The sequence below is a fragment of the Halomonas sp. OfavH-34-E genome, assembly GCF_024124525.1.
Taxonomy (GTDB): Bacteria; Pseudomonadota; Gammaproteobacteria; order Pseudomonadales; family Halomonadaceae; genus Halomonas; species Halomonas litopenaei.
Map to the genome: position 1 here is coordinate 24,119 of NZ_JAMXRY010000052.1, position 11,352 is coordinate 35,470.

Consider the following 11,352-nt stretch of genomic DNA (forward strand, 5'->3'; position numbering starts at 1 on the left):
CGACATTGGCCGGCACAGGGAAAGGCGGGAAGGTCACATCGACATGGGCGTCGATGTCGGTGCGGATGGCGAAGCGACGTTACACCCGACGTGGTTGTCCAAAGGGGCGCCAGGCGCGACGTACAGGTTGTACCCCCGGGAAGTGGTGTTCGACCTGACGCAGGCACAGCGTCAGCACGATGGTCAGCAGCAGATAGACGGCGGCGATCAGCAGCAGTGGTTCGTAGGTCAGGAAGGTCTCGTCGCGAATGATGTTGGCCGCCTGGAGCAGATCCATCATGGCGATGGTCGAGACCAGCGGGATCGACTTCAGCAGCAGGATCATCTCGCCGGTGAGGGTGGGCAGACACAACTGTACCGCGCGGGGTAGCCACAGACGCCAGAATACCTGGAACGGGCTGAGGCCGAAGGCCCGCCCGGCCTCGCGCTCGCCTGGCGGTACGCTGAGCAGGGCGCCGCGCAGGATCTCGCCGCTGTAGGCGCCGACCGAGAGGGTGAAGGTCAGGGTGGCGTAGAAGAACGGGTCGCGCAGCAAGCCCCAGAAGATGCTGTCCTGGATGCCGGGGATGCCTTCCAGCAGTCGACCCACGCCGTAGTAGAAGAAGAACAGCTGCACCAGCAATGGGGTGCCGCGAATGACCGAGGTCACCGCCGTGGCCGTCCAGGCCAGCGGTCGGGGGCCCCTGATGCGTGCCATGGCCATGCCGACGGCCAGGGTGAGGCCGGCGATGGCCGATACCAGCAGCAGCCACAGGGTATTGATCAGGCCTTCGATGAGGTATTCCTGATAGAAAGGGTCGCTCAACCAGCTGAAGTCCATGTCAGGTCTCCCGGGGCTGGGGGTGAGAGTGGGGCTGGCCGCGTTTGACATGCCATGAACGTCCAAAGGGCGCAATGAAATGACACCAGCGCATATCAGGTTTCCTGGCTCTGAGGCTGTCCACGCCTGACCCGGCGCTCGATCAGCGCGAAGACCAGGTTGGACGACAGCGTCATCATCAGATAGAGCACACCGGCGGCAGCGTAGAACAGAAAATGCGCACGGGTGCTGGCGGCGGCCTGTTGGATGGTGAAGAACAGTTCGCTGTAGCCGATCACGCTGATCAGGGCGGTGTCCTTGATCAGGATCAGCCAGAGGTTCGACATCCCTGGCAGGGCGTTGGGCAGCATCGCCGGCAGGGTGATGTGGAGAAAGCGTGCCCAGGGGGAAAAGCCGAAGGCGTCGGCGGCCTCGAGCTGGCCTTTGGGGATGGCCGAGATGGCGCCGCGGAACACCTCTGTCATGTAGGCGCCCTGGACGAAGGCCAGCACCCCCACGGCGGTGACGAAGCCGTTGATGGCGACCTGTCCGGGCAGGCCCAGGGCGTTGGTCAGGGCGGTCAGGGCCTGGGAGCCGGCGTAGTAAAGCAGGATGATCAGCAAAAGCTCCGGCACCGCACGCACGCCGGTGGAATAAGCGCCGCCGATTCCGCGCAGCCAGGCGTGTCGAGACAGCCGGCAGGCGGCACCGACAAAGCCAAGCAGCACGCCGATGGCGTAGGCCAGGCAGGCGATCTGCAGGGTGGTGAGGGCGCCGTCGAGGATCGGTCCGGCCCAGTCGGCCAGCCCCTCCTGAGAAGCGTTGTTCATGGGGCATTCTCGTCGTGGGTGAAAGTCGCGATGGCAGGGGGCCTGGTGCGCATCCGGCGTCTGTTGCCGGCGTTCGACCAGGCCCCGGCCTCAGGCAGAAGCGTCGTTCACACGAGCGCAGACATTTTCGTACAGGCCCTAGCCCACGCAGACGTCGGTGCCGAAGTAGCGCTTGGACAGCTCGCTGCAGATGCCCTGCTGATTGACCGCCTCGATGGCGGCGTTGACGTCCTCGGTCAGGGCGTCGTCCTCCTGGCGCAGGCCGATGCCGACGCCTTCACCGTAGGCCTCGTGGTGCGGCGCCGTGGCCTTGATCTCGAAGTCGGCGGCTTCATCGCGTTCGACCAGCTCGGTCATGGCGATCTCGTCGGCCAGGATCAGGTCCAGGCGGCCGGAGAGCAGGTCGCGATTGACCTGTTCGGCCTGGTCGTACAGACGGATGTCGACGCCGCTGTCACGCAGGGCGCGACGGGCGTAGGTGGCGTTGGTGGTGGCGCTCTGCACCCCCAGCACTTTGCCGTCCAGGCCCTCGGGCGGCTCGATGTCCAGTGAGCGGGCGGCGACGTAGGCACCGGGGGTGAAGTAGTAGGGCGAGCTGAAGTCGATGACCCGCAGGCGCTTCTCGGTGATCGACATGGAGTTCATGATCATGTCGATGCGTCCGGCCTTGAGCGAGGGGATGATGCCGCTCCAGCCGGTCGGGGTGATCTCGCACTGACGGCCCATCTGGTCGCAGATGGCCGATGCCAGTTCCACCTCGAAACCGGTCCAGTCACCGTCGGAGGAGGTGTAGGTGAAGGGCGGATAGGGTTCGGCGGAGATGCCGATCTTGAGGGGCTCGCCAGCGTCCTGGTTGGCTGCCTGGTCGGTCGCATGGGCGCTGCCGATGGTGGCGGCGCCGAGGGTCGTGGCGAGCGCGACGCCCAGGGCAAGGCGACGAGCGAGGTCGGCTGACGGGCGCAGGGAATGGGATACGGTCATGGGAACTCCTGGTTGTTGTGTGACTGGCAGTCAAGCTGCGGGGGCGATGAAGCGCCGGCAGCGTTCGTTGTTGCTGTGTTCGAAGATGCGCTCGGGGGGACCGGCTTCGCCGACGACGCCGCGGTCGAGGAACACGATCTGGTCGGATACCTCCCGGGCGAAGGCCATCTCGTGGGTCACCATCAGCATGGTGCGCCCCTCGTCGGCCAGGCCGCGGATGACCCCCAGCACCTCGTTGACCCTTTCCGGGTCCAGCGCCGAGGTAGGCTCGTCGAACAGCAGGATCTCGGGCTCCATGGCCAGCGCTCGGGCGATGGCCACACGCTGCTGCTGGCCACCGGAGAGAAACGCCGGGTAGGCGTCGGCGCGCTCGGCCATGCCGACGCGCTCCAGATAGTGGGCGGCCAGGGCGTTGGCCTTCCTGCGTGAGATTCCCTTGACCCGCACCGGGGCCTCGCTGACGTTGCCGAGCACGGTCAGGTGCGGCCAGAGGTTGAACTGCTGGAACACCATGGAGACCTTGCCGCGCAGGCGTTGCAGCTGATGGCGACTGAGCGGCATGTCGGTATGGCTGCTGCGGGGGCCCTGCTCGGTGAAGCGGATGCGTTCATCGGCGATGGACAGGCTGCCCTGCTGGGGCCGCTCCAGCAGGTTCATGCAGCGCAGCAGGGTGCTCTTGCCGGAGCCACTGGCGCCGATGATGGTGGTCACGGTGCCTTCGGCGACGCTCAGGGAAACGTCGCGCAGCACGCTGGTGTCCCCGTAGCGCTTGACGAGGTGACGAGCCTCGACCACGGGGGAGGTCGGGCTCAAGTCGTCGCTGGTGGTGACGGATGGTGGCATAGGCGACTCAGGGGCTGGTGACAAGACAGGCATCGGCAAATTCACGAAGCCGTGTTGCGGCGCGACTCAGGCGCTCCGGGGGCTGGGTCAGGCTCAGCCTCACGAAGCCAGCCGCCGAGGGGCCGAAGGCCTCGCCGGACAGCACCGAGATGCCGCATTCGTCGAGCAGGCCATCGGCGAACTCGGCCGATGACAGACCAGTGGCGCGGATGTCGACCATCACGAACATGCCGGCGTCCGGGCAGATCGCCTTGACCGAGTCGGCGCCATCGAGGGCGCGGCAGACGCTGTCGCGGCGCTCGCGGTAGGCGGCGTGCATGGTGGCAAGCTCGGGGAGGTCGCTGTCGAGCGCGGTGATCGCCGCGTCCTGGATAAAGTCCGGGCAGCCGTACAGCATGCACAGCGCCAGATTGTCCAGGTGCTCGATCAGCGCCTCGGGCGCGACCACCCAGCCCAGCCGCCAGCCGGTCATGGCGTGGGACTTGGACAGGCTCGAGATCACCACGCTGCGATTGGCCATGTCGGGCAGCGCCAGCGGGCTGTGGTGCTCGCCCTCGAAGATCAGCTCGGCGTAGACCTCGTCGGAGATCAGCCAGAGGTCATGGCGGTGACACAGCTCGGCGATCTGCTCCCACTGCTGCCGGGTCATCGACTGGCCGGTGGGGTTGTGGGGGCTGTTGAGCAGGATCGCTCGGGTGTTGTCGTTGATCGCGGCGGCGATATCGGCCACGTCGAGTCGAAAGCCGGCCTCTGGCCGCAGCGGCACTCGGGCCAGTCGTGCACCGGTCGACTGGATCACCGCCTCGTAGGTGACGTAGCTCGGCTCCGGCACGATCACCTCGTCGCCAGGGTCGAGCAGGCATTGGGCGGTGGCGTAGAGCCCGCACTGGGCGCCGGCCATCACGATCAGTCGCTCGGGGGACACCTCGACACCCTGATGGCGACGATAGTGGCGGCTGATGGCTTCGCGCAGCTCACCCTTGCCCTGGACGTCGGCATAGTGGGTCGCGCCGCGGTCGAGGCTTTGCTTGGCCGCCTCGATGATCGGGTCGGGGGTGGTGAAGTCGGGATCGCCCACCGACAATACGGTGATGTCTTCACCGCTGGCCTGGCGCTTCAGCGCACGCACATGGATGTCCCAGGCGGCGGCGCCTTCGCCGGCGATGCGTTGGGTCAGGGCGGAGACTTTCATGGTGAAGGGTCCTTGTTGTCGGAAGCGGCGGGAGCGTCGATGCCGAGGCGGCGCAGTTCCGCCCGCCAGGCAAGCTCGGTGCCCTGGGGGCTCGCGGCCCAGTCGTCGTACTGGCGGGCCACCTTTTCGCAAAGCTCAGGACTGGCGCTGACCAGCGCCGCCCCGGTGGCCTGGGCCGCGAGCTGGGCCTGGCAGGAGCGCTCCAGGTCGCGCATGCGCAGAAAGGCGTCGCCGACGCTTTCGCCGACCACCAGCAGGCCATGCTGGCGCAGGATCATGCTCATGTGCTCGCCGAGGTCACGTACCAGCCGTTGGCGCTCGTCCAGGTCGAGGGCGATGCCCTCGTAGTCGTGATAGCCGATGCGTCGATAGAACTGCATCGCCCACTGGTTCAGCGGTTCAAGGCCCTGCTCGAGGCAGGACACGGCGACCCCGGCGACGCTGTGGGAGTGCAGTACACAGTGGGCGTCGGGTCGCGCCGCGTGGATGGCGCTGTGGATGGTGAAGCCGGCCGGGTTGATGCCGAGGCCGGTGGGATCGTCGAGCACCTGGCCGTGCTCGTCGACAGTCACCAGAGAGTCGGCGGTGATCTCCTCGAAGCGCAGACCGAAGGCATTGAGCAGGAAGCGCCCCGGGGCGACTCGCGCCGAGATATGGGTCGAGATGCCGTCATCCATGCCATCCATGGCCATCAGCCGGTAGGCGGCGGCCAGGTCGCGGCGGATGCGCTGCTGGCGGCTGTCTTCGCTCACAGGCTCGCCTCCAGGGCGGCCAGGGCGTCATCGCCGTCGCGGGTGGTGACGCCTTCGAGGAAGGCAGCGCGCTTGTCGGGATGCTGCTCGAGCCACTCTCGGGCGACCTCATCGAGGTCACGCTCCTCGAGGCTGAAGGCCTTGATGAACTCGCTCTGCTCATGCGCGCTGAACACGAACTGGTCGAGCAGTCGGGTCAGGTTGGGATTGGCCTCGGCGAACTCGCTGGCGACGATGGTCTTGACGTCGCTGCGGCCGTTGTCGGGGCCGAACACGCCTTCGCTGTCGTCGAGAATGTGCACGTCGTACTCGGGGATCATCCAGTGAGGCGTCCAGCCGTAGAAGACGATCCAGCGCTGTTCGTTCACCGCCGCCTTGACTTCGCTGAGCATGCCGGGGGTCGAGGAGGACATGACCTCCCAGTCACCGAGCCCGTGGGTGTCGCTGTCGATGGCGGCGTGGATGAAGTCGGTCACGGTGGAGCCGCTTTCGATCGAGTAGAAGGTGTGCTCGAAACGCTCGGCGTTCTGCGCCTCGCCCAACTGGGAAGCGTCGGTGATACCGGCCTCGGCCACGTAGCCGGGCACGGCGAATCCCATGCGCGCCCCGGTCACGTTGTTGCCTAGATCGACGATGGCGTCCGCCGCCATGGCGGCGTCGTAGCTTTCCTGCTGGGCCGGCAGCCAGCCGGCCAGAAAGGCGTCGCTGTCGCCGGTGGTCAGGGTCTTGTAGCCCACCGTGGAGCTGAGCTCCTGGCGTTCGACCTGGTAGCCCAGGGGCGCGACGAGCTGCGCCAGGATCTCGCTCTTGACGGTGACCCCGGGCCAGGGCGGGACGACCAGGCTAAGCTCATCGTCGCGGTCAGCGGCCTGGGCGGAGGCGGCGGCAAGGCCGAGCGCGGCTGCCAGGGCGATGGAACGGGGCTTGTGCGAGAAACATCGAGTCACGGGGAACTCCTTCGTTATTTTATGGATGCATAACTGATGCATAAGTGATGCATGGTCGGGACGCCGTCGATCCGCTCGGTGCCGGCGTCCTGCCTCAGTGTTCGAGCTGGCGACACCAGGCCAGGGCGTCGATCTCGACGATCAGCGGTGAACCGGCATCATTCAGGCTTGAAAGCGCCGACGCCAGGTCGTCGGCGCTGGCGACCTGACGATAGCGGCAGTCGAAGGCCTGGGCGAGAGCGGCGAAGTCCGGGGGAGCCAGATCGACCCCCACGTGAGCGACACCGTCGGCGCTCATGTAACGGCGTATCTCGTCGTAGCCGTCGTTGTTCCAGATCAGGATCGCCAAGGGCCTTGCCAGGGCGGTGTCGGCGCAGGCCGCATCGCTCGAATCACGGTCGATTGCCCCCTGCTCGGCGCGGGCGCGGTCGGCCTCCAGGGCGATATCCCGGGCGGTGGCAAGCTCTCCCAGCACGAACTGCAGGCCACCGTCGCCGACCAGCGCCACCACCGGCAGATCCGGTCGTGCCAGCCCCGCGCCCAGGGCCGCAGGCAGGCCGTAGCCCAGGGTGCCGAAGCCGGTGGCGGCGTTGAACCAGCGACGTGGCGCCGGGCGTCTGGCCACCACGTTGCCGGCGTACACCGGGCCGGTGGAGTCGCCGACGATGATCGCCTCGGGCAGCACCTCGTCGAGGGTGGCAAACAGTGGCCGATACCGCGCGAGCTCCGGGTCATCGGCGAGGGCCAGCTCGTGGCGCACGCGCTCGCAGCGCTCGCGACCGACCTCTCGTTGCGGCCGGCCTTCATCTTCGCCGCGCTCCAGTGCGACCAGCAGGGCCTCGGCGGTCAGCCCGATATCGGCCACCAGGGCCAGGTCGGCGATGTGACTGCGCGCCAGTTGCTCGGCGTCCAGATCGACCCGGATCAGGCTGCCCTCGAGCTTGAAACCGTCGTCGAACACCAGGTCGTAGTCGGTTTCGCCGAGTTCGGTGCCAAGGGCCAGGATGACGTCGGCCTGCCGGGCCAGTCGGCGTGTCGCCGGCAGGCTGGCGGTGGCGCCCAGGTCCAGCGGATGGTCGGCACCGAGCAGCCCGCGGGCATTGATGGTGGTCAGGGTGGGGGCGTCCAGGTGTTCGACCAGGGCGGTGACGCTGGTGGCGGCGGCGCAGGCGCCACCTCCCACCAGTACCAGCGGGCGCTGTGCCTCGCCCAGCAGTCGGCTGGCGGCCGCGACGGCCTGGGGCGCTGGCGCCGGGGGAAAGACGCGCATCGCCGCAGGCATCGGTGCCTTGACCGGGGCGGCGAACAGATCGATGGGGATCTCGATATGCACCGGCCCCGGGCGTGCGCCCTGGAACACGGCGAAGGCGCGGGCCAGCACTTCGGGCAGCGCCTCGGGATCGAGCAGGGTATGGCTGAAGCGGGCCACCCCGGCCAGGGTCTGGCCCTGGTGGGGCATCTCGTGGAGACGGCCCTGGCCGCGCCCAAGCGTCGACACGGTATTGACGCTGGAAATCACCAGCATCGGCACCGAATCGGCCAGCGCCTGGCCCATGGCGGTGGCGATATTGGTCATGCCCGGGCCCGTGATGATGAAGCAGGCGGCGGGGCGCCCGCTGGCCCGGGCGTAGCCGTCGGCCATGAAACCGGCGCCCTGTTCGTGGCGTGGCGTGACATGGCGAAGTCGCGAATGCTCGAGGCCCCGGTACAGCTCGACGGTGTGCACGCCGGGAATGCCGAAGACGGTGTCGATCCCCTGGGCCTCGAGCAGCTCGATCAGGCGCTGGGCGCAGGTGGTCATCGGCAGGCCTCCTGGGCATTCGCCTTGGGCTCGGGGCTCGAGTCGCTGTCTTCTACCACGCTCGGCAGGCCGCCGAAGGGTTCGCGGCCCATGACGTTTTCGATCATCGGCAGGAAGGCGCCCAGTGGCAGGGTGTCGTAGTCGGGGTCGAAGCTGGTCTGGTCCCAGTCGTCGCAGAAGCGCACCGTGCGGGCGTAGGCCGGGTGGTCGCGATAGGCCTCACGGGCGTGGCGATCCTGGCCAAAGAAATGGCGGTAGTGGTATCCCTGAAACAGCTCGTGGTGACGGATCATCCAGACATTGAGCGGGTCGACGAAAGGCTCGAGGATGGCGGCGGCGATCTCGGCGTGATTGGCCGGGGCCAGGTCGTCACCAATGTCGTGGAGCAGGGCGCAGACCACGGTCTCTTCATCGGCGCCGTCACGCAGCGCGCGGGTGGCGGTCTGCAGACAGTGCTCGTAGCGGTCCACCGGGTAGCCGTGGGTGTCGCCCTTGAGTCGCTCCAGGTGGGCGAGCACACGACGGCAGGCGTCGCTCTGGTAGGCACGAAAGTGCCGGTCGATCAGGCGCCACTCTTCGGCGGTGCTCTGGTCAAAGCGCGCGAAGCGGGCCTGGGTCAGTGCGAGATCGCTGGTGCTCATGCGCTGGCCCCCTGGGTGGTTCGTGCGAGGTTGTCGGCGGTACCGGCTTCCGAGTCGTGTGCGGGCTTGAGCCGATCCTTCAGCAACAGGCGTCGACTGGCGGTGCTGTCACGGTCCACGTAGCCCTGGCGCAGGTGGCGTACGCCGCCTTCGAGCTGGAAGGCGGTACGCCCGTGCAGCAGGCGGTAGTTGTCCATGATCAGCATCTCGCCAGGGGACAGCTTGAGTTCGAGGGTAAGCTCGGACGAGCGAATCAGTTGGTAGAAGGCCTTGCGGGCGGCGTAGTAGCGGCGCAGCAGGGCGCTGTCCATCAGGTCGATACGCTCGGTGCGGTTGGAGTAGCGTACCCGCGTCACCTCGCCCCGGGCGTCGAGCTCGATCAGCGGACCTTCGCTCTCCAGACGGGTGGTCTCGTCGTGGTAGCGAAAGCGCGGGGTCACTTCGGTCAGGCAGGCGAAGGCGTCGGGATCCTGCTGACGCAGGCGTCGAGCGGCCTCGAAGCCGTCCACCAGGGTGCTGTCGCCACCATCGGCGGCGTTGGTCAGACAGTGCAGCCAGATGTAACCGGGGATCGGATCGCGATAGGGGTTGTCGGTGTGCGGCTCGAGGCCACGCTGGGTCATGGTCAGGTCGTAGGCGTTGGCCACCGACTTGACGTCGGCGATGCCGCCCCAGTTGGTCCGGCGCAGCGGGCCGATACGGTCGATCAGCGGCTGCATGCCGTCTTCGCTGACCGGTACATCCGTGACGCGCACGAAACCGAAGCGATGCAGCTGGTCGAGCAGATCGAGCAGCGCCGGATCGCTTTCCAGTGCTTGCTTGAAGCTGGCTTGCGGGGGTGTGGCGAGCGTCGAGTCCCAATGCACCCGTGAGGCGTTGTCGTCCGAGCGCTGGCAGCGCACGGCATCCTCGAGCTCGTCGATCGTGATGCTGCCTCGATGGCCATCGGAGAAGGCCACGACCAGCCGCTCATCCTGGACGTCTGCCTTGGTGAGGATCAGATCCAGCGGTAGTTCGGCGGCCTCGATCAGACGCTGCCCGGTCTGGGGGTCCAGGGTTTCGGCATCGGGCAAGCGTTCGCGCAGCCACAAGGCATCAAGACGGTGATGCCCTTCACCAAGGGTCAGCGCCAGTTGGCGGCCGTCATCGGTCAGTTGCGGGGGCGTCTGCTGGGTCATCGTCGAGGCTCTCTCCGGATTCGATCGGTCTGGCATTGTAGGAGGCTCACCAGGTCGAGGAAGGGCGGTTCGACACCTGGCGTCGCTGTCTGGGTTACAGGTTACTGTGCTATTTGGGATACAATTTGATCAAATTCGCCATAGCCTTGATAAAATTCGCCCCATGTCGGACGTTGATCACCACTTGCACAGTGACACAGAAAGCCACGCCAACCGCCACGCCAACAGCCACGCCAAAAGCCAGGCAGACAGCGAGGCCCGCTGGCCCGACAGCCATCCCTATCCGCGCCCGGACTCGCCGCCGCTGTTGTCGCCCGACCAGGCCGAACACACCCTGGACGTGTGGCTGGTGCCCAAGTTTTCGATGCTGACGCTGTTCTGCCTGCTCGAGCCGCTTCGGGTGGCCAACCGTTTTGGTCGGGATCTGTTTGCCTGGCGCCTGCTGTCCGCCGATGGCGAGGCGGTGACGGCCAGCAATGGCGTACGCATCGATGTCGATGGACGTCTGTCCGAAGTTACCGAGGCCGACTGGTACCAGGGGCTGGCGTCCAAGGGGCGTCTGATGGTGGTGTCGTCCTATGAGCCGGAAGCCTGTATCGGTGCCGAGGATCTGGCGCTGCTCAAGCGACTGGCGGCCCATGGCGTCTGGCTTGGGGGGGTGGACACCGCCCCCTTTATCCTGGCCAGGGCGGGCGTACTGGAGGGCTATCCGGTGGCGCTGCACTGGGAAAGCGTGCCGGCCTTTCGCGAGGAGTTCCCTGAGCTGGAAGTGCGAGCGGACAGCTACGTCTGGGAAGGCGGACGTCTCACCGGCTCCGGCGGCGCCGCCAGCATCGACATGATGCTCGAGTGGATCGTGACCCTTTATGGTCCTTCGCTGGCCGAGGCGGTGGGTCGACAGATCGTGCATTCGCGGCCTGCGGAGGCGAGCGGAGCCGCAACATCGCAGCAAGCAGCAGGGAGGGCTGCGGCCAGCACCGGCTGGGTAGCGGATCGGGCTTCGCCCAGGGAGCTGCCGCGTGGGGTGCTGCGCGCACTGGCGGTAATGGAGGCCAATCTCGCCCAGGCGCTGCCGATTCCCGACGTCTGTCGTCTGGCGGGCCTGTCCCAGCGCCAGTTGACCCGGCTATTCGTGCAGGAGTTCGGCGAGACGCCCAAGCAGTGCTATCTGAACATGCGGCTGGACCAGGCCCAGCGCATTCTGGCCGACAGTCGCATTGCGGTGACCGAGGCCGCGGTGGCGGTGGGCTTCAGCCACCTGGCGCACTTCTCCAGGGCCTACCGCAAGCGCTTTGGCGAGGCGCCGAGCGTGACCGCCCGGCGTGGGCTGCGGCCACCGGCGCTGGCGGAAGGCTAGCCGGTGGCCTGGCATCGCTGCTAGGCCTGTC

11 protein-coding genes are annotated in these 11,352 nt (G+C 67.1%); 1 reads left to right on the plus strand and 10 read right to left on the minus strand.

Annotation, left to right across the window (positions count from 1 at the left end):
• Nucleotides 1-79: 79 nt before the first annotated feature.
• The 10 genes from NH448_RS18895 to NH448_RS18940 form a co-directional block, all read right to left on the minus strand.
• The gene (locus tag NH448_RS18895; RefSeq protein WP_253029240.1) at nucleotides 80-820 is read right to left on the minus strand and encodes an ABC transporter permease subunit; all 741 of its coding nucleotides are present in this window, start codon (nucleotides 818-820) and stop codon (nucleotides 80-82) included.
• A gap of 95 nt (nucleotides 821-915) precedes the next feature.
• Entirely contained in the window at nucleotides 916-1,629 is a 714-nt protein-coding gene (locus NH448_RS18900; protein WP_045994541.1) for an ABC transporter permease subunit, read from the minus strand.
• A gap of 138 nt (nucleotides 1,630-1,767) precedes the next feature.
• Nucleotides 1,768-2,610 carry a transporter substrate-binding domain-containing protein gene (locus tag NH448_RS18905; RefSeq protein WP_213227992.1) on the minus strand — a complete coding sequence of 281 codons (843 nt, stop codon included), beginning with the start codon at nucleotides 2,608-2,610 and terminating at the stop codon, nucleotides 1,768-1,770.
• A 30-nt stretch (nucleotides 2,611-2,640) separates the two neighbouring features.
• The gene (locus tag NH448_RS18910) at nucleotides 2,641-3,453 is read right to left on the minus strand and encodes an amino acid ABC transporter ATP-binding protein (protein ID WP_253029241.1); all 813 of its coding nucleotides are present in this window, start codon (nucleotides 3,451-3,453) and stop codon (nucleotides 2,641-2,643) included.
• A gap of 7 nt (nucleotides 3,454-3,460) precedes the next feature.
• The gene (locus NH448_RS18915) at nucleotides 3,461-4,645 is read right to left on the minus strand and encodes a pyridoxal phosphate-dependent aminotransferase (protein ID WP_253029242.1); all 1,185 of its coding nucleotides are present in this window, start codon (nucleotides 4,643-4,645) and stop codon (nucleotides 3,461-3,463) included.
• A complete protein-coding gene (locus NH448_RS18920; RefSeq protein ID WP_253029243.1) occupies nucleotides 4,642-5,397 on the minus strand; it encodes a class II aldolase/adducin family protein in 756 nt (251 codons plus the stop codon). The genes NH448_RS18915 and NH448_RS18920 overlap by 4 nt, the downstream gene beginning before the upstream one ends.
• Nucleotides 5,394-6,305 (minus strand): ABC transporter substrate-binding protein, encoded by a 912-nt coding sequence (locus NH448_RS18925; RefSeq protein WP_231498688.1) that lies wholly within the window; start codon nucleotides 6,303-6,305, stop codon nucleotides 5,394-5,396. The genes NH448_RS18920 and NH448_RS18925 overlap by 4 nt, the downstream gene beginning before the upstream one ends.
• A 133-nt stretch (nucleotides 6,306-6,438) precedes the next feature.
• A complete protein-coding gene (locus NH448_RS18930; RefSeq protein WP_253029244.1) occupies nucleotides 6,439-8,145 on the minus strand; it encodes a 5-guanidino-2-oxopentanoate decarboxylase in 1,707 nt (568 codons plus the stop codon).
• A complete protein-coding gene (locus NH448_RS18935; protein WP_071211152.1) occupies nucleotides 8,142-8,765 on the minus strand; it encodes an HD domain-containing protein in 624 nt (207 codons plus the stop codon). Before NH448_RS18935 ends, NH448_RS18930 begins: the two co-directional genes overlap by 4 nt.
• Nucleotides 8,766-8,782: 17 nt before the next feature.
• Entirely contained in the window at nucleotides 8,783-9,964 is a 1,182-nt protein-coding gene (locus tag NH448_RS18940; protein WP_253029245.1) for a TauD/TfdA family dioxygenase, read from the minus strand.
• Between the two features lie 304 nt (nucleotides 9,965-10,268).
• On the opposite strand from NH448_RS18940, the gene NH448_RS18945 reads away from it, so the two are divergent.
• Nucleotides 10,269-11,321: a GlxA family transcriptional regulator gene (locus NH448_RS18945; RefSeq protein ID WP_045994557.1), complete on the plus strand. Its 1,053-nt coding sequence runs from the start codon at nucleotides 10,269-10,271 to the stop codon at nucleotides 11,319-11,321.
• The last annotated feature ends 31 nt before the right edge of the window (nucleotides 11,322-11,352 follow it).